This is a genomic window from Kitasatospora sp. NPDC041988 (genome assembly GCF_055588525.1).
This window is the reverse complement of record NZ_JBVJCO010000055.1, coordinates 29,199-46,369: the sequence shown is the minus strand read 5'-3', so window position 1 is coordinate 46,369 and position 17,171 is coordinate 29,199. Positions and strand designations below refer to the sequence as shown.

Annotated in this window: 16 protein-coding genes; 9 read left to right on the top strand and 7 right to left on the bottom strand. The window is 75.8% G+C overall.

Annotated features, from left to right (window positions below; all coding sequences use genetic code 11):
* Position 1: 1 nt before the first annotated feature.
* The 4 genes from ACZ6NC_RS36245 to ACZ6NC_RS36230 form a co-directional block, all read right to left on the bottom strand.
* A complete protein-coding gene (locus ACZ6NC_RS36245; RefSeq protein ID WP_465738135.1) occupies positions 2 to 775 on the bottom strand; it encodes an SAF domain-containing protein in 774 nt (257 codons plus the stop codon).
* 105 nt (positions 776 to 880) lie between these two features.
* Complete coding sequence (locus tag ACZ6NC_RS36240) at positions 881 to 1,819, bottom strand: hypothetical protein (RefSeq protein WP_465738134.1); 939 nt, start codon at positions 1,817 to 1,819, stop codon at positions 881 to 883.
* Positions 1,813 to 2,373 (bottom strand): hypothetical protein, encoded by a 561-nt coding sequence (locus ACZ6NC_RS36235; RefSeq protein ID WP_465738133.1) that lies wholly within the window; start codon positions 2,371 to 2,373, stop codon positions 1,813 to 1,815. Before ACZ6NC_RS36235 ends, ACZ6NC_RS36240 begins: the two co-directional genes overlap by 7 nt.
* Positions 2,374 to 2,573: 200 nt before the next feature.
* Positions 2,574 to 3,446 carry a hypothetical protein gene (locus ACZ6NC_RS36230; protein WP_465738132.1) on the bottom strand — a complete coding sequence of 291 codons (873 nt, stop codon included), beginning with the start codon at positions 3,444 to 3,446 and terminating at the stop codon, positions 2,574 to 2,576.
* Between the two features lie 376 nt (positions 3,447 to 3,822).
* Between ACZ6NC_RS36230 and ACZ6NC_RS36225 the strand changes: the two genes are divergently transcribed.
* From ACZ6NC_RS36225 to ACZ6NC_RS36215, 3 genes are all read left to right on the top strand, one after another.
* Positions 3,823 to 4,254, top strand: a complete 432-nt coding sequence (locus ACZ6NC_RS36225) for a pyridoxamine 5'-phosphate oxidase family protein (RefSeq protein WP_465738131.1) — start codon at positions 3,823 to 3,825, stop codon at positions 4,252 to 4,254.
* Between the two features lie 143 nt (positions 4,255 to 4,397).
* Positions 4,398 to 4,850, top strand: a complete 453-nt coding sequence (locus tag ACZ6NC_RS36220; protein WP_465738130.1) for a MaoC family dehydratase — start codon at positions 4,398 to 4,400, stop codon at positions 4,848 to 4,850.
* A 264-nt stretch (positions 4,851 to 5,114) separates the two neighbouring features.
* Positions 5,115 to 6,386, top strand: coding sequence for an MBL fold metallo-hydrolase (locus ACZ6NC_RS36215; RefSeq protein ID WP_465738148.1), 1,272 nt, complete (start codon positions 5,115 to 5,117; stop codon positions 6,384 to 6,386).
* 162 nt (positions 6,387 to 6,548) lie between these two features.
* On the opposite strand, the gene ACZ6NC_RS36210 is transcribed toward ACZ6NC_RS36215, so the two are convergent.
* Positions 6,549 to 9,245 carry a DUF6493 family protein gene (locus ACZ6NC_RS36210; protein WP_465738129.1) on the bottom strand — a complete coding sequence of 899 codons (2,697 nt, stop codon included), beginning with the start codon at positions 9,243 to 9,245 and terminating at the stop codon, positions 6,549 to 6,551.
* On the bottom strand, positions 9,242 to 10,636 hold the full coding sequence (locus tag ACZ6NC_RS36205; protein WP_465738128.1) for an SWIM zinc finger family protein: 1,395 nt from the start codon (positions 10,634 to 10,636) through the stop codon (positions 9,242 to 9,244). The genes ACZ6NC_RS36210 and ACZ6NC_RS36205 overlap by 4 nt, the downstream gene beginning before the upstream one ends.
* 136 nt (positions 10,637 to 10,772) lie before the next feature.
* Between ACZ6NC_RS36205 and ACZ6NC_RS36200 the strand changes: the two genes are divergently transcribed.
* From ACZ6NC_RS36200 to ACZ6NC_RS36180, 5 genes are all read left to right on the top strand, one after another.
* Complete coding sequence (locus ACZ6NC_RS36200; RefSeq protein ID WP_465738127.1) at positions 10,773 to 11,684, top strand: acyl-CoA thioesterase; 912 nt, start codon at positions 10,773 to 10,775, stop codon at positions 11,682 to 11,684.
* A gap of 102 nt (positions 11,685 to 11,786) precedes the next feature.
* Positions 11,787 to 12,437 (top strand): TetR/AcrR family transcriptional regulator, encoded by a 651-nt coding sequence (locus ACZ6NC_RS36195; protein ID WP_396319992.1) that lies wholly within the window; start codon positions 11,787 to 11,789, stop codon positions 12,435 to 12,437.
* Positions 12,438 to 12,656: 219 nt separating this feature from the next.
* Positions 12,657 to 13,445 carry an alpha/beta fold hydrolase gene (locus tag ACZ6NC_RS36190; RefSeq protein WP_465738126.1) on the top strand — a complete coding sequence of 263 codons (789 nt, stop codon included), beginning with the start codon at positions 12,657 to 12,659 and terminating at the stop codon, positions 13,443 to 13,445.
* A gap of 56 nt (positions 13,446 to 13,501) precedes the next feature.
* Positions 13,502 to 13,900 (top strand): MerR family transcriptional regulator, encoded by a 399-nt coding sequence (locus ACZ6NC_RS36185; protein ID WP_465738125.1) that lies wholly within the window; start codon positions 13,502 to 13,504, stop codon positions 13,898 to 13,900.
* A gap of 198 nt (positions 13,901 to 14,098) precedes the next feature.
* Complete coding sequence (locus ACZ6NC_RS36180; protein WP_465738124.1) at positions 14,099 to 14,278, top strand: hypothetical protein; 180 nt, start codon at positions 14,099 to 14,101, stop codon at positions 14,276 to 14,278.
* A 109-nt stretch (positions 14,279 to 14,387) separates the two neighbouring features.
* Here ACZ6NC_RS36180 and ACZ6NC_RS36175 read toward each other — a convergent pair whose 3' ends face one another.
* Positions 14,388 to 16,106 carry a DUF2398 family protein gene (locus ACZ6NC_RS36175; RefSeq protein ID WP_465738123.1) on the bottom strand — a complete coding sequence of 573 codons (1,719 nt, stop codon included), beginning with the start codon at positions 16,104 to 16,106 and terminating at the stop codon, positions 14,388 to 14,390.
* Between the two features lie 255 nt (positions 16,107 to 16,361).
* Here ACZ6NC_RS36175 and ACZ6NC_RS36170 point away from each other — a divergent pair, with 255 nt between their 5' ends.
* Complete coding sequence (locus ACZ6NC_RS36170; protein ID WP_465738122.1) at positions 16,362 to 17,093, top strand: lysoplasmalogenase; 732 nt, start codon at positions 16,362 to 16,364, stop codon at positions 17,091 to 17,093.
* Positions 17,094 to 17,171 lie beyond the last annotated feature (78 nt).

Here is a 17,171-nt window from a genome sequence, read left to right as displayed (position 1 = left end):
CTCAGGCCCCACCCGCCCCGGGCGGCGCGGCGGGCGCGGTCGCGGCGCCGGCCGCAGTACCGGTCGGGGTCGCGGCACCGGAGGGCGCCGCCGTGCCCGAGGGCGTGGGAGCCCCCGACGGCGCGGGAGTCGCCGGGGGTGCGCCGCCGGCCGCTCCGCGCGGCGACAGCACCACCTGGATCCGCCCGCTGGCCACCCAGGAGGCCAGCCGGGAGGCGTCCGCCGCCGGCACCGCGACGTCCACCACCTGGCTGCCGTCCGTGTCCACCCGGCCGACCGTGACGACCACCGCGGCCAGCGAGTCCGGCCGGCCGGTGTCCGGCGTGTAGACCACGACGATCGGCAGGCCGGGCTGGAGCCTGGTCGCCGGCAGCTGGGTGCGCTTGGCCGAGACGCCCACGATCAGCTGGCCCGGCTGGACGGCCAGCGCCTGGGCGAGGTCCGCCTTCAGCAGCAGCGAGCCGCGCTTGAGGTCGGTGGTGGCCCGCATCCCGACCGCGTCCTTGCGGTCCGTGGCCGACACCGGCTTGAGCACCGGATCGCTCGCGATCCGCGCCTCCACCAGGTCCGCGTCGGTCAGTACCTGTCCGTACGGCACGTCATGGGCGAGCGCCAGCACGGCGACCCGCTGCCCGGTGCTGTTGTAGAGCACCGCGCCGCCGAGCCCGCCGGCGGCTATCAGCGCCACCGCCATCGCCAGCACCGCCGGCCGCCGACGCCGCGCCCGGAGCGTCCGCCCCGGGGTGTGCGGCGTGGCCGGTCCCTGCTCAGGCACCACCACGGACACCCCCGGCGTCGCTGTCTGTACGGTTCTCCACCGGGTTCCGGCCCCTCCCACGTCGTTCGGACACGTTGCTGTGTTGCGGCTCTGCCGCCGGGCTCAGTTGAGGACCTGCACCTCGGCCACCCGCATGGTGAGGTTGGCGGACAGCGGCACCTTGATCGGGGCGACCTTCTGGCTGCTGCCGGTGACGGTCACCTCGCCCACCCAGTTGGCCGTGACCGTCCCGGCGAAGGTTCCGCCGGACTTCGTGGCCGAGCCGGTCGAGAACACATGGCCGCAGGTGGGCGACTTGGCGGCGCCGTACGTCGGGTCGTACGGGGTGCCGGCCGCGCCCTCCTTGTCGCAGGTCTCCTTCGCTCCGTCCCCGAGGTCCCAGACCACCGAGTCCAGCCGGGGGGTGACGGTGACGGTGACGGTGCCGTTGCTCACCCACTTCGGCGCCGGCGCCTTGGCGTTGGTCAGCCAGAGCCAGACCGGCACGCCGACCACGGCCGTGCCCTTGGGGGCGATGCCCGGCTCGGGGAACGGCAGGGTGATCTGCTCGAACATGAGCTTCTCGGCCTCCGCCACCGGGTCGAACGGCGGCTCGGCGGGCGCCTGGGCGAAGAACCTCGGTGCCGTCGTGCCCATGCTGCCGTCGGTGAAACGGCAGGTCTCGGCGTAGACGGTGCCCTCGGTGGGCTTGTGTCCGGCCCAGACCGGATCGTCGGCCGAGGGCTGCGGGGTGACCGTCCGGTAGTAGCAGCCGGTCGCGCTGCTGAACCAGCCCAGCTCCGGGTCGCGGCAGGGCCAGTCCTCGCCGTTCCAGCGGCAGAGCTGCGGACCGCCGGAGCCACCGCCGCCCGTCCCGCCGTTGCCGCCGCCCGGGGTCGGCGTGCTCCCCGGCGTCTTGGTCCCCTCGCAGATGACGTTCACCGCGCAGTGGGTGACATCACCCGCCGGTGGTTCGTCCGCCATCGCGGGCGCCGCCGGGGCCAGCAGCAATCCGGCCGACAACAGCGCGCGGATCACGATTTGCCGTTCGAGTTTCAGCACGATCGGTCCACCTCCCGCTTGAACTCGTTGATCAGCCAACGCGTTTGGAACTTCCGCAGGGAAACGGTCGCGAGGTACCGCGTCAGCCGCTGTTGTGGATCCTTTACCGCGTGCGTGGTGGCATCGGCCTGGTGCCAGCCCGTCACATCGAGGCAGTCCTCGATCACGGCGGTCTGGGGATCCGACTTCAGGTCGACGGTCTTCACCACCGGGGAATTCCTCGGACTTCCGATCATCACCAGTTTGGCGTCACGCAGCTGACGGAGATTGACGAGGGAGTCGCGCAGCGCCGTCCCGGAGGAGTACGTCTGCAGCCGGGACCCGTCCGAATCGGTACGGCCGAACTCCTCCACCTGGGCCTGCCACCAGTCCTGATAGGTGCTCAACGCCAGGCGCCCCTGGGCCCCTTCGGGACCGTCGGTCGGCGCGATCCCGATGTTTGCGGAACCACCCGAAGGAGTTACCGGGTTCACTCCCGCAACAGTGGGTGCACTCGACCCGAGACGATCGACGGAACCGGCGTCACCACTGGCCGCACAGGAGCTCAGCAGCATCGCCAGAACCAGCCCAGCGACCCCAACCGCCCCAGGGCGCAACACATTTCCGCGCCGCCGCATCGCCCCACCTCATCGCGACCGACCCCGTCCGTGGTCCGTGGTCGCCAGAAGAATTCCGCCGTCCCGCCGGTGTTGCTGCGAGGGCATCGATTCTTCGCCAACCCACCCCTTCACGGCAACACCCCGGGCCCCTGACCTTACGCGGAAGGCGGATCCGTCGGGGCACTTTCCCGCCACAGAACGGCCAACAGTTCTTCGGAAAGCGACAATCCGGCCAATGCGCCCCGAACCGCGGCCCGATTTCGCATCAACAGGCGCCCGCCCTGCGGCGGAACGAGCAGGCGTGCGCCCGGCGCGGTGCCGGCCGACGCGGTGCCGGCCCCGGGATCGCCGCCGTCGAGCAGTGCGGCGACGGCCGGTTGCAGGTCGAGCGGGGCGACGGCGGCAGGCGCACCGGGCAGCCCCTGCTGGAGCACGGTGGTGAGGGCGCGGCTGAACGATCCCTCGCCCCCGGGCAGGACGGCGTCCCGGCCCCGTCTACCGGCGGTGTAGCGGCCGACGCGGCCCCAGAGCGGCACCCGCGGGTAGCTGAGCAGTTCGCCCGCACCGTCCTCGCCGCCGCCGCGTTCGAGCGCGGCCCAGGTGTCCCGGTCGGCGACGGCGTCGACCAGCAGCAGCGCCTCCTCCTGGTCGCCGTGGACCATCGCGCTGACCACCCAGTCCCAGGCCAGCCCGCGCCGGTAGGCGTTGTCGGCGGTGGAGCCGCCGGTGACCAGGGCCAGCCGCCGGCCGCGCGGATCGGCGACCAGCTGGCCCACCAGGCAGACCAGCAGCCACCGGCCGGGCCGGGCGGCGGCCTCGCGCACCGCGGTGAGCATGGTGTTGGCGTCCGCGCCGGGGTCCACCACCGCGACCCGGCAGCCGGCCGCGCCGGCGTCGAAACACATCCCGGGCAGCACGTCGGCGAGCAGCCGGGCCCCGGCCGCCGCGTGCGCCGAGCCGCCGAAGCCGCGGTCCGGCCCGCCGTCCGCCCCGATCACCACCAGATCGATCCCACTGACCACCCGCACCGCCCCCTCCTCGCCGGCCCCGCCCTACCCGGGGCCGCCCGCCGCACCACCGCACGCTCCGTCCGGCCGCGCGTCCGGTCCCGCCGTACCGCGACCTCCCCCGGCCCGCGGCTCCTGCCGTCCGGCCGTTCCTGCGGTGCCGCGCATGCTGCCGTACGGCTGTTCCTGTCATGCAGCCGTGCCTGTCCGTACGGCTGTTCCTGTCCGTACGGCCGTTCCTGTCGTACCGGCGGCGCGGCGCCCGTGCCCCCGGCACGTTCCGCACCGCCGCGGACAAGCTACCGCCCCGCGGGCCCCGCGACGGGGCTCCGGGCCCGCCCGCTCCGGGACCATGGGCCCTATCGGCCCGTGCTCCGGCAAGAGGACGATCGGAGGCATGGACCGTGACGAGCGTGTGGAGCCCCTGAGCGAGGCCGAGTGCCTGCGGCTGCTCAGCACCGTGCCCGTCGGGCGCGTGGTGTACACCGAGCACGCGTTGCCGGCTGTCCTGCCGGTCTCCTTCGAGGTCACTGCGGACGGGCGCCTGCTGCTGGCCGTGCGCCGGGGCAGCACCACCGCGCGCGGGCTTGACGGCACCGTCGTCGCGTTCCAGGCCGACCAGTTGGACCCGGTCACCCGGACCGGCTGGAGCGTGCTGGTGCACGGCCGGGCGGACGTGGTGCGCGAGCCGGAGCAGGTACGGCTGGCGCTGCGTTCCGGGTTGCGGCCCTGGATCGGCGACCCGGACCCGCTGTTCGTCGCCCTGGTGCCGGAGCTGGTCAGCGGCCGTCACCTGATGCCCGCCGGCCGGACGGCACAGCACTCCTGACGCCTGCCCGGCCCCGGCCCGGGCCGTTCGCGGCCCCGGCCCTTTCCGGTCCTGATCGTTTTCCGGCCGACCCCTGACAGGTGACCGGCGAGTAGGCATACTCTGCCGGAGTCCGCACCCCCACCTGCCACCAGGAGCGTTCCGTGACGACCTTCGCCTCCCTCGCCGACCTCACCGCGGCCGTCGGCACCGAGCTGGGTACCAGCCGGTGGCACACCGTCGAGCAGGAGCGGATCGACCTGTTCGCCGAGGCCACCGGCGACCACCAGTGGATCCACGTCGACCCGGAGCGCGCCAAGGAGAGCCAGTTCGGCTCGACCATCGCGCACGGCTACCTCACGCTGTCGATGATCCCGGTGCTGGCCAAGGAGTGCTACGGCGTCGAGGGCGTGCGGATGGCGCTCAACTACGGCTCGGAGAAGGTCCGCTTCCCCGCACCGGTGCCGGTCGGCACGGCGATCCGGGCCACCGCCGAACTGGTCTCCGCCACCGAGGTGCCCGGCGGCGTCCAGGCCGTGGTCCGGTTCACCATCACCAGCGCGGAGAGCGCCAAGCCGCACTGCGTCGCGGAGACGATCACCCGCTTCTACGCCTAGCGGCCCGCCGCGCCCCTGCCGGTCCGCCGCTCTGTACGCCGAACGGCACGCACGGGGCCGCCCACCGGGTCCGGGCGGCCCACTGCGAGTAACCTCCGACGAGATGGTTGTCGTACCACAGCGGCCCTACTGCCGTGGGTACGCCCCCCGGCACGCCCGGTAGCCGTAACCGTCCTTGGAGGTGCCGTGCCCCGCCCCGCCCCGTGGTACTCCCGCGTAGCCGGTCTGACCTCGCAGTTCTCCAGCCCGCCGACGCTCTCCGGACTGCCCCGCGCGGCCTGGCACCGGGTCCGGACGGACGCCTTCGGCGCCGAGCCCCGGGGCGAGCGGCTGTCCCGGATCCACCGCTCGCCGCAGTTCGCCGACGGCGCCTTCCGCAACCCGCTGCCCACCCGCCGGCTCGTCTACGAGCGCACCCCGCTGGAGATCACCCGCGCCCAGCTGGCCTCCGACAAGACCCGCCGGATGCCCACCGCCGCCGTGCCGCTGCACCGGCTGCTCCCGGTCGACCTCGCCGCGCCGCCCACCTCCGGCCTGCGGCTCACCTGGCTCGGCCACGCCACCGTGCTGGCCGAGATCGACGGCCGCCGGGTGCTGTTCGACCCGGTCTGGGGCGAGCGCTGCTCCCCCTTCGGCTGGACCGGCCCCAAACGCCTCCACCCGGTGCCGCTCCCGCTCTCCGAACTCGGCCCGGTCGACGTCGTGGTGGTCTCGCACGACCACTACGACCACCTCGACATGGCCACCATCCGCGCCCTCATCGGCACCGGTGCGGTCTTCGCCGTCCCGCTCGGCGTCGGTGCCCATCTGGAGCACTGGGGCGTGCCCGCCGACCGGCTCGTCGAACTGGACTGGTGGGAGTCGGCCGAGGTCGCCGGGCTCACCCTGACCGCCACTCCGGCCCGGCACTACTGCAGCCGCGGCCCGCGCACCAGCGCGCTCTTCCTCTGGGCGTCCTGGGTGGTGGCCGGCGGCGGGCACCGGGTCTTCCACAGCGGCGACACCGGCTACTTCCCCGGGTTCGCCGAGATCGGCCGCCGGCTCGGACCGTTCGACGCGACGATGATGCAGGTCGGCGCGTACAGCGACTTCTGGCCCGAGGTCCACATGACCCCCGAGGAGGGGGTCCGGGCCCACCTCGACCTCGGCGGCGAGCTGCTGCTGCCGATCCACTGGTGCACCTTCAACCTGGCGCCGCACCCGTGGGAGGAGCCCGCCGAACGCGTGGTCGCCGCGACCCAGGCGCTCGGCGCGCACCTGGCGGTACCCCGCCCCGGCAAGCCCTTCGAGCCGGCCGATCCGCCCGCGCTGCGGCTCTGGTGGCGGGCGGTCGCGGCGCTGCCGCAGGACGACGCGAAGCTGGTCGTCCCGGACGGCCTCGCCCCGACGAGCGGCGCGGCGACGGACGGCGCGGCGGCGGGCAGTCCGACGACGGGCGGCACGGCGGCGAGCGGCTCGGCGACAAGCGGTACCGCGGCAGCCCAGCCCGCAACCCGGCCCAAGGCGGCGGCCGAGGACGACGGGGTCACCGTCTGACGCGGCCCGACGCACCGGGAGGGGCCCGGAGTTCACGCGAACTCCGGGCCCGCTCCGCGCCTCCCCTTTCCGCGGCCGCACCTCGGACGGCCGGCCCCTCAGCCGGACTGCTCGTCGGACGGCCGGCCCCTCAGGCGGCCTACTCGTCAGACGGACCGCCCCTCAGCCGGCCAGCAGGTCGCGCAGCGAGCGCGCCTCCTTCACCAGGCGGCTCGCCCCCGCCCGGCCCGCCACGGCGGCCACCTCGGGTATCGGGCCGCGGGCCGCACAGCGGCGGGCGGCGTCCGTGCCGACGGCGAGGACGTCGGCGGTGCCGCGGGCGGGCTCGCCGGCCAGCAGCGCCGGGAGGGCCGGGGCGAGGACGGACCACACGGTCGCATAGGCGCCGGTGTCGGCGGCCGTCGCCAGGGCCGCGGCGAGACGGTTCGGCTTGACGGTGCCACGGACCACCAACTCGCCGAGCTCGCGGCCGAGCAGGGCGCCGTCGAGGTCCCCTCGGGCGGCGAGGACCAGCAGGGCGTCGACCGCGGCCGTGCGGTCCTCGGGGAAGCGCGCGCCCAGGCCGTAGCCGACGGCGAGGTGGAGGGCGAGGCCGGCCGGGCCGCCGGCCTCGGCGAGGACGGGGAGCAGCGCGGCCGCGCCGCGCCGCTCGCGGTCGGCGGAGTCGGCGAACCAGTCGAGCCAGCGGGCGGCCTGTTCCTCCCGGTGGTGCGGGAGCATGGCGGCCCAGTGCGCGGTGGGCTGCCAGAGCCACTCGTTCTGCTTCCGGGCCCGGGCCACGCTGGGCTCGGTGCTGTCGAGCAGGGCGCGGAAGTCCTCGCCCAGTTGGTCGACGGACGGGCCCTGCGGGCCGGTTCCGAGGCCGGGCTGAGCCACCGCCACCCGGTGAAGCTCCTCCCACCAGCGGTCCCAGTAGGTGCGACCGTGCAGTCGGCTGCCGCTCGCGCTCCGGCCGGGAGCGAAGACCACCCGCGCCGACGGCTGGTGCGGCAGACCGCCCTCGCGCAGCCAGTGCGCCACCCAGCGCCCGTCCGGCGAGCCCAGCAGCGCGGCGTCGGCGAGCACGGCGGCGTCGGTGGTGGGGGTGACCCGCAGCAGGGCCGCGTGCAGGTCCGCCGCGCCCGGGCTCGCGCCCGCCGCCTCGTACCCGGCCAGCCGCTCCACCAGCACGGCCGCCTCCAGTGCCCCGGTGGCGTCGGTGGGCGTGGCGAGCAGGAACGGCGGCCGGGTCGCGGTCACCTGCCAGGCCGCCTCCTCCAGGCGGACGGCGAGCACGTTCCCGTAGGGCGTGTTGTCCGCCCCGCGCAGAGGTGACCGGCCCTTGCCGCGGATGCCGTCCCAGAGGCCCCGCGTCGAGACCTGCCCCGCGGCCGCCGTCGCCACGTACAGCACGTCGCCCGGCCCGCAGTCCCGCCACCGCTCGGCGCCGCTCCACCGGTGCACGCGCAGGACCGGCTCCAGCGCCGCGGCCAGCGCCGGGCGGTCCAGGTGGGCGTGGCGGACCAGGCCGTCCAGGACGCGTTCGAAGAGGGCGACGTCCGGCCCGTCGGCGAGCATCAGGGCGGCCAGCTCCTCGGCGACCTCCTCCGGGGTGGCGAGCGGCTCCCCCAGCGGCCTCGGCTGCGGGGCGGGCGGGAGCAGCTCCCTCCACCCGGTGTCAGGGGCGTCGCCGCCGACCGGCGAGCCCAGCAGCTCGCCGGCGCGCGCGTGGTGGGCCGGGTTGAGCGCCTCGGCGGCGAACCGCAGCCCGGGCAGCACCGCCTCGCCGGCCGCGCCGAGGTGACGGGCCACCACGTTGAGCGCCCGCTCCTGGAGGGCGGTGTCGGGGTGCCCGAAGGCCTCGGCCGCCGCCAGCACCACCGGGCCGGCCCGCTCGGGCGAGCGCCGGGCCGCCTTGTCGAGCCATCCCAGCTGGGCGCGCACGAGCTTCTTCTCGGTCCGGAACAGCACCACCACCGAGGCCTCCGCCAGCACCTCCGGCCCGATCAGCCCGGCCGCGTCCAGCCCGGCCAGCGTCTGCTGGGCGTGACCGGCGACCACGGAGAGCCCGTCCAGCAGGGCGACCAGGCTGCGCTGCCGGGCGGCGTACTCCTCCGGGGTGGGCGCGAGGGCGGCCAGGACGGCGAGGAAGGCCCGCTGGTCGCCCGGCTTGCCGCCGCGCACCAGCCGGGCGAGGCACCGGTCGATCAGCTCGGCCCGGTCCAGCTCGCCGCCGGCCGCCAGCGCGGCGACCGCCTCCGGCCAGCAGTCCCCGGGCCGCTCGGTGAACCGGAATTCGAGCCGCCAGCCGATGTCCGCGAGCTCGAACACCCGGGGCACCAGCACCGGTGTGAAGCTGTCCTCGCGCAGGAGCTCCAGCAGCGTCCGGACCCGACCGCGCTTGCCGTCACCCCTCGCGAGCTGCTCCAGCCACTCGGCGGTGAAGGCCTCCGTGTCGGGCACCGGGCAGCCCGTCCGCCGGACCACCTGCTCGATCAGCGGGTAGAGGTCCCAGCTCCAGCCCGATCCGCGGCGCGCCGCCAGCCGGGTGGCCACCTCGACCTGCCACTCGACCGGCTGCGCGCCGACCACCTCGGCGAGGGCCGGGTGGCGGGCCCAGGAGCGGCCGGCGAAGTCCCGCCCGCCGATCCAGGTCGCGGCCCCGGCCGGCCCCGCGTGGCAGCCGGCCCCGGCCACCAGCAGCGCCCCGGCCTGCGCGGTCGCCTCCTTCGACCACTCGCCCCGGACCTGCTTGCGCAGCTCCTTGAGCGCGGGCAGGCAGGCCCGCCGCTCGGCCCGGCCGAGCCCCGCCAGCAGGGCCGGTACCTGCGGCGTCCGCCCCTCGCGGACCGCCGTCACCAGCTGCTCGACGCCACTCATGCGCCCACTCCCGCCGTGCTCGTCGCGTTCGCCGCGCTCTCCCGGACCATCCCGACCGCAAGCGCGTGCTTGCACGGCCCGCGCCCGCCCCGGTACTTGGCCCACCAGAGGCAGGTGCAGCTCACCGCCCCCGCCGCGTCCGTCCGGACCCGCTGGAGGTGGTCGTCCACCGTCACCGTGGCGAGCGCGCCACCCGCCTCCAGCCGGACGGCGCCCGCCGCGACCAGCGCGTGGGCGGCCCGCAGCCGCGGGTTCCGCGCCTCGGCCTGGCCGGCGTCGTAAGGCAGCTGCCGGTGGAAGTACGCGGCCTCGGCGGTGTCGTAGCCGATCTGCCCGGCGGTGCCGAGCCGGGTGAGCGCGGCCCGTACCCGCGCGGGGGTCAGACCGCACTGCCCGGCCAGCTCGGCGACCTCGATCCGCGGCTCCCAGGCCAGCAGGACGGCGACCAGCTCGGCGTCCTGCTCGGCGGCGCCGGTGGCCAGCGCGCCCAGCACCCCGCCCTCGCCGGAGAAGCCGCGCGAGGCGTCGGGTGACAGGGTGAGGGTGAGCCGCATGCCGGGCAGCACCACCTCCCAGGCCGAGGCGGCCGGGCCGTCGCCCGCCACCGGTGCGTAGACCCGCAGCGCCAGCGCGTGCCGCAGCACCCGCTGCAGGGCGGCCAGCCGCTCGGGGCCGGGCAGGCAGACCGCGCCGGGCACCGGCCGGGTGGTCGGGCGCAGCGTCCGGCCGGCCGGGACGACCCAGCCTGCGGCGGCCCGGGCCCGGCCGCCGCCACGCGGCAGCGAGCGCAGGAAGCGGACGGCCTCGGCGGCGGGCAGCTCGGCGCGCAGGTCGAAGCCGGCGGCCGTCACCTGGGTCTCGGCGAAGCCGCGCAGCCACCGCTCGGGCAGCGGCACCTTCTTCTCGACGACCGGCCCGTCGAAGGTGGTGACCTCCAGGGCGTCCGGGCCGACGGCGAGGTGCAGCGGGTCGCCCGGGCCGATCCGCGTGAGCGCCTCGCGCAGCGGGTTGTTGACGTCGACGTTGGTGGTGCCGTGGCCGATCTCGTCGCCGTCGAGCCCGGCCCCGAGCACGTCGAGCCGGGCGTAGACGCCGCAGCAGCCGGAGAAGGACTCGAACCGCAGCCGGTCGCCGTTGGCGGTCACCACCGGGTCGAGCGAGGCGCGCAGCTGCGGCTGGTAGTAGCGGGCGGCGGCGACGTCCGCGACCGCGAGCAGCGCGGCGGCGGCCGGCGCCGGGTCGGCCAGGAAGCCCGCGAAGAAGCGCGGATTGGCGACCGCCCCGAGCGGGGTGGCGCCGCCGGAGGTCTCCAGGGCGAGGCGCGGGCCGTCGGCGCCGTCGAGGACGGCGGACGGGCGCAGATAGGTGTACGCGTGTACGGCTTGCGACATGCCGAGCACGCTAGGAGGGGGTACTGACAATGCGTCGACCATCGCCCGGTTCTGGAACAGGTTCTACACCGATGTTCGCCCGAAAGGGTTACCCAGGTCACACCGCCGAACCGTTGGCTTCTGCCACTATGGGCCCGTGACCGACGTGACCGAACAGGAAAGACGGGCCACCGATACCGCCGGCCCGTTCGCCGAGCTGCTGCGGATCGAGCGGCTGGACGAGAACACGTTCCGGGGCCGGTGCCACGCCGGCGCCCCGATGCGCGCCTTCGGCGGCCAGGTGGCCGCGCAGGCGCTGACGGCCGCCGGGCTGACCGTCGGGCCCGACCGCCCGGTGCACTCGCTGCACGGCTACTTCCTGCTCGCCGGCGACCCGACCCGCCCGATCCGCTACGAGGTCGACCGGGTCCGCCAGGGCATGTCGTACGTCACCCGGCGGGTGACGGCGGTCCAGGGCGGCGACGCGATCTTCACGCTCTCCGCCTCCTTCAAGCGGCCCGAGCCCGCCGCCGACCGCCACCGCGAGATGCCGGCCCTGCCCGGGCCCGAGGAACTGCCGGACGCGCTCTCGCTCTGGAACGAGGCGGACCGCGCCGCAGTGACCCGCAACAGCGGCTTCGGCTCCCTGGAGCTGCGGTTCGTCCCGCCGGACGCGCCCGGCGTGCCCCCGGCCGTGCCCGGCATGCCGCAGCAGTTCGTCTGGCTGCGCACCGGCTCCCCGCTGCCCGACGGCGACCCGCTGCTGCACGTCTGCGCGCTCACCTACCTCTCGGACCTCACGCTGGCCTCGACGGCCGGGCTGCACATCCAGCCGAACTTCTTCCAGCGCACCGAGCCGCCCCGGCTGATCCTGGCCTCGCTGGACCACGCGATGTGGTTCCACCGCCCGTTCCGGGCCGACGAGTGGCTGCTGTTCGCCCAGCGCAGCCCGTCCTCCTCGGACGGCCGGGGGCTGTCGTTCGGCGAGTTCTACGACCGGGACGGCCGGCTGGTGGCCTCCGCGGTGCAGGAGGCGCTGGTGCGCGACCGCTCGGCCCGGCTGCGCTGACCGGCGCCGCCCCTCGCCTCCGCCCCGGTGCACGGCGGACGAACGAGAGGCGGCCGGTCGGCGTCATACTCCTGAGCGGCCCCGGGCCGTATCATGGTGCGGGTGACCAAGGTTGACCTGTCACCAAGGCCGGTGGAGACGATGTCTCCGCGTCAGCTCGAACGCCGCGAGTCCCTGATCGCGGCCGCACTCGCCCTGGTGAACGAGATCGGCGTCGAGCGGCTGCAGATGAAGCAGGTCTGCGAGCGGTCCGGAGTCGCCCTGGGGACGGCGTACCGCTACTTCTCCTCGAAGGACCACCTGTTGGCGGCGGCCATCGCGGAGTGGCACCGGCTGCTCCTGGCCGACCTGGTGGCGGAGCTGCGCGGGCCCCGGGCCGGTCTGGGCGCCACCGACCGGGCGGTGCGCTTCGTCCGCGGCGGCATGCGTGCCTACCAGCGCCAGCCCGAGCTGGCCCGGCTCCGGGTGGCCGTCGCCGCCTCCACCGACCCCTTCGCCAGCGAGGCCCTGCAGGGAATGGCCCGCGCCGACAGCACCGCGCTCCAGGCGGTGATGGCCGAAGTCCCGGCCGCCGCGAGCGACCTCGTGCGGCACATCGTCGGCCACGCCTGGCAGGGCGAGCTGACCGCCTGGGTGACCGGCCGCACCACGCTCGGCGACGCCCGGCGGCGGCTGGAGGACGTGGTGCGGCTGGTGCTGACCCCGTACGAGACGCCGTACCCGGCCCCGTACGAGGTCCAGCCCGCCGGCTGAGGTCGGTCCTCACACTCCCGCCGTCCGCCCCTGGCGCGGGCCGGGCCGCTCCGGGCGCCGGCCGGTGCTCCGGCGTGTCCGGCTGCCGACCGGCGAGTCGAAGTGTCACTTCAGCGTGCTCCGAACAGAGTTGGGCAACGTTCTTGACCTTCACATCGGTGTGAACACATACCGTCGTGAGTGCCCGAGACACCCACGGCCGAAGAGGAGCCACCTGTCATGACCGAGAAGCCGACCACCCCCGCCCCGCTCGCCCGGACCGTCCTCGGCTCCGGCCCCGGCCTGCTGCTCGCCCACGGCGCCGGCGGCAGCGGCGTCAACAACTGGGGCCCGCTGCTGGAGGACCTCGCCGCCCACCGCACCGTCGTCGCCCCGGACTTCCCCGGCTCCGGCGACTCCCCGTTCGAGGCGGACGCGCCCACCCTGGACGAGCTGGCGGACCGGCTGGTCGCGGCCGCCGTCGAGGAGGGCCTGGAGACCTTCGACCTGGCCGCGTACTCGCTGGGCGGCGCCGTCGCCGTCCGCGCCGTGAACCGCCACCCGGAGCGGGTCCGCTCGCTGCTGCTGATAGCCCCGGTGGCCGGCGGCGACCACCGCCTGCGGATGACCGCCGAGCTGGCGATCGGTCTGGCCGACCAGCCGGAGCTGATGGCCCGCTTCATGCTCTCGGTGGTCTTCGGTTCGAGCTGGGTCAGCTCGCTCACCACCGAGCAGCTCACCGGCCTGTACGACAACCTGCTGACCCCGCTGCCGGCCGCCTTCCGGCAGCAGTTCAACCTGGTGGCCGAGGTGAACGTCCGTGGCGAGCTGGCCTCCGTCGCGGTGCCGACGCTGGTGATCAGCCCCACCGAGGACATGCTGGTGCAGCCCAGCCAGCACCGTGCCATGGCCGACGGCATCCCGGGCGCCCGGTTCGCCGAGATGAGCGCCGGCCACATGGCCGTCGTCGAGCAGTTGCCCGAACTGCGCAAGCTCGTCCTGGACTTCCTCACCGGCGCCGCGGAGTAGCCGGCCCACCGCCAGCAGGCGGGAACAGCGGCGGGCGGGCGGACGTTCCGACGATCATGCGCATCGGAGAACTCGCCCGCCTGACCGGGGTGTCCACCCGCCTTCTGCGGTACTACGAGGAGCAGGGCCTGCTCCGTCCGGAGCGGTCGGCCGCCGGCTACCGCGAGTACGGCGACGACGCCCTCGTCCGGGTGCGGCAGGTCCGCGGCCTGCTGGCGGCGGGCCTGTCCACCCGGGTGATCGCCGAGATCCTGCCGTGCGCCAGCGGCCCCCTCCCCGCCCTGGAGGCCTGCCCCGACCTGCTCGCCACCCTGCGCGGCGAGCTCGCCGAGCTCGACGGCCGGATCGACGACCTGACCCGCAGCCGGCAGGCCCTCGCCCACTACCTCGACACCGCCGTGCCGACGACCCGGGCGAGCGCCGAGCAGGCAACGCGCATGTACGCCGCCGCCTGACGGGTCACACGGACCGGGGCGGGCTCACCCCTAGCCGCGCCCCCTACCCGCGCCCCCGAGCGGCTGACCCCAGGGGCGGGGCCCAGCGGCGGGGCCCGCACCCATGGGGGCCCTGTCGGCACGAACCGACGCCCGCCCCCCATCCGGACTTCACCCACGCGTAGCGATCGTTCACGCCGCCCTGGAACGCTCCCTGCCATGAACGCCAACCCTCCGGCGACCCTCCAGGATCCGCGCTTCCCGCTCCCCCAGCGCCACCGCCGCTACCTCGCCTGCGCCGCCGTCCTCGCCTCCATCGCCCTCGGCGCCCTCGGCGTCGGCGCCACCGTCGAAACCGTCCAACACGGCCCGGTGACGGCGGCCACGGCCAGACGATGATGTGACCAGAGACACATGCACGCACGGCAGGGTCGTCATCTACACGTCCGACATCGACGACATCGAACGCATCTCCGGCGGACGCCTGAGAGTCGCCCGACTCTGACCCTCAGGCCCGCTGCTGTTCCCTCGGGCCGGCCTGGGCGGGGATCGTCTCCGGGTGGTCCCGGCGGGAGTGGCGGCCGGTGCCCGGGGGCGGGAGGAGGTCCGCGGCGGGGGCGTAGCGGGCGGCGGGGGCACGGAGGAGCCAGCCCGGGGGGCGGGTGCCGCGGGGGGTGGGCGTGAGCAGGCCCATGCGGTGGAGCAGGTCGAGGGTGTCGCGGCGCAGGGCGGTGCGGTCGGCGAGGTAGTCGCGGCGCCAGCCGGCCGGGAGGCCGTACTCGTCGGCGATGTCGCCGAGGACGCCGTCTATCAGGGCGTCGGGGATCGGGACGTCCGCGCCGGTGGTCTCGCCGGGGAGCGGGCGCACCTCCTCGACCAGGCGCTCGACCAGCAGCAGGGCGGCCTGGGCCACGGTGCCGGGGCCGGGCAGGGCGAGGTCGGTGAGCTCGTCGGCGGGGTCGAGCAGGGCGACGCCCTCGGCCCGCACCTCGGCCTCCAGACCGAGGAAGTCGGCGAGCGCGGCGGGGCCGGTGTGGTGGTGGTCGCGGAGCCAGGCGCGCTGGTCCTCGGGCAGGTCGTCGGCGAGGACGGCCGGGGTCTCGGCGAGGCGGCGGCGGACGGCGGTGCCGGGATCGGCCTGGGTGGCGCGGCGGATCAGGTCGGTGGCGTCGGCGGCGAGGGCGGGCGGTCCGGCGGGGACGGCACGGGCCAGCTCGCGGTCGACCGTGAGGACGGTGTTCTCCTCGGCGAGGTCGGCGGGTATGCCGTCGAGCACCTGCCACTCGGCGAGCGCGGCCAGGGCCATGGCGAGGTCGGCGGGCGCGGCGGTGCGGTCCGGCCCGGGCGCGGCGGCGCGCATCGCGGCCAGCAGCCGGCCGAGCGGGAGCTGTTCGGGGGCGTCGACCAGCAGGGCCAGGGCGAGGGCGAGCCGGGTGTATCCCCCGGGGGTGAACGGGGCACCGGTGCCGGGGTGTTCGAGCCGGCGGCCGGCGCCGGGGCCGAGGCCGGCCTTGCAGAGCCGGGCGTGCCAGGGGCCGACCACGAGGCGGTAGCCGAGGAGGGTGTCGAACCGCTCGGTGAGCCAGTCTCGGTGACGGCGGATCAGCGGGAAGCCCTCGGCGTGCGGCCCGGAGGCGGTGACCAGCGGGTGGGCCAGCAGCAGCCGGGCGGCGATCCGGCGTTCGGCGGCGGCGGAACGGTCCTGCGCACCGGCGGCGGAGCGGGCGCGCTCGGGTTTGCGGTGCTTACCGGGCGTGCCCGGCTTGACTCCTGAGAGGACGGCGGACGGCGAGCCGGCGTCCCGACGGGCCCGGCGCGGGCCGCGGGCCGGGCGGGCCTCGCGGGCGCGCAGCGCGGCGGGCGCGTGCGCGGTGGGGCCGTGCCACCAGCTGACCTCGGCCTCGGCGGGGCCGGGTGCGGCGCCGGGGGCCGGCTCGGCGGGGACGCCGAAGTGGCGGGCGGGGTAGAGGCCGAAGGAGGCGGTGCAGAGGTCGTCGGCGGTGCCGGGACCGGCCTCGGCGAACCACTGGGCGAGCCGGAGCAGACCCGGGTCGGGCGAGAGCCCGGCGGTGTCCGCGGCCGGGCCGGGCTCCTGCGGAGCGTCAGGACCGGCTTCGCGTACGGCGACGACGGCGGTGGTGGTACTGCGCCCCGCCCCGCCCGCGCGTCCGTCCGGCGTGCCGCCGGCCACCTGCGTGGCGCCGGCCGCGTACTCCTGCTGCTCCATGTCGTGGTCCAGACTAGACGGTGGGCGCGGCCCCGGTGGCAGCAACCGGACCGGGCGGCGAATCGGCCGGCCGCCCACCGCCCCACCCGCCGCCGTGCCCTCCGCCTCGTCACCCCGCGGGCCCGGCCGGTGCTACGCGCCGGTAACAAGCCCTTCCCCGGCGCGGGCCCCGTCGCCTAGGGTGCGGACGAGCGGGCCGCCGGCCCCGGCACCCAGGCCCCGCCACCCACTCGGACCCCCGGAGGACACCGCCGCATGAGCATCCGTACGACCACCCGCGCCGTTCTCGGCGGCCGCGGACCAGGGCGCCTGCGCACCGCTACCGGGCTGCTCACCGGCTTCGCCGCCACCTCCGCGGCCCACCTGGGCGCGCTGCTCACCGACACGCCCGTGCTGCGGCACGCCACCAAGCCGGCCCTGATGCCGCTGCTGGCCGCGCACAGCGTGACGGCCGCCACCGCGGCCGGCCGGGAGGCGCCGAAGCTGCTGGCGCCGGCGCTGCTGCTGAGCGGGGGCGGCGACGTCCTGCTGCAGCTCGGCGACGACACCGCGTTCCTGGCCGGCATGGGCTCCTTCGCGGCGGCGCACGTCTGCTTCGTGACGATGTTCGTCCGGCAGGGGGCGCTGACCGACCGGCGGCGGGCGATGGTGGTCGCGGCCGCGTACGCGACGGCCTGGGCCGTGATGGTGGGCCGGCTCTGGCCGGACCTCGGCGACCTCCAGGCCCCGGTGGCCGGGTACAGCCTGCTGCTCGCCTCGACGGCGGTGACCTCGGCCGGGCTGGGGTGGCGGACGGGCCTCGGCGGGGCGCTCTTCCTGCTCTCCGACACCCTGATCGCCACCAAGCTCGCGAAGTGGCGGGAGCTGCCGGGGCATCAGTTCTGGATCATGGCCACGTACATCCTGGCCCAGTACCTGCTGGCCACCGGGGCCCTGCACGCCGCGGAGGGCACCGAAGCCCCGGCAGGCCGGCTCGCCACCGCCTGAGCGGCACCCGGGAACACAACGGTGGGGGGGGGGGCCCCGGGGCGGGGGGGACCGCGCAAACCGCACCAAACGCCAAGG

Bases quoted from the DNA above. Each gene is read 5' to 3' on its own strand.
- ACZ6NC_RS36235 (WP_465738133.1), bottom strand. From the start codon at position 2,373: ATGCTGCTGAGCTCCTGTGCGGCCAGTGGTGACGCCGGTTCCGTCGAT.
- ACZ6NC_RS36225 (WP_465738131.1), top strand. From the start codon at position 3,823: ATGGACCGTGACGAGCGTGTGGAGCCCCTGAGCGAGGCCGAGTGCCTG.
- ACZ6NC_RS36210 (WP_465738129.1), bottom strand. From the start codon at position 9,245: ATGAGTGGCGTCGAGCAGCTGGTGACGGCGGTCCGCGAGGGGCGGACG.
- ACZ6NC_RS36205 (WP_465738128.1), bottom strand. From the start codon at position 10,636: ATGTCGCAAGCCGTACACGCGTACACCTATCTGCGCCCGTCCGCCGTC.
- ACZ6NC_RS36190 (WP_465738126.1), top strand. From the start codon at position 12,657: ATGACCGAGAAGCCGACCACCCCCGCCCCGCTCGCCCGGACCGTCCTC.
- ACZ6NC_RS36185 (WP_465738125.1), top strand. From the start codon at position 13,502: ATGCGCATCGGAGAACTCGCCCGCCTGACCGGGGTGTCCACCCGCCTT.
- ACZ6NC_RS36180 (WP_465738124.1), top strand. From the start codon at position 14,099: ATGAACGCCAACCCTCCGGCGACCCTCCAGGATCCGCGCTTCCCGCTC.
- ACZ6NC_RS36175 (WP_465738123.1), bottom strand. From the start codon at position 16,106: ATGGAGCAGCAGGAGTACGCGGCCGGCGCCACGCAGGTGGCCGGCGGC.
- ACZ6NC_RS36170 (WP_465738122.1), top strand. From the start codon at position 16,362: ATGAGCATCCGTACGACCACCCGCGCCGTTCTCGGCGGCCGCGGACCA.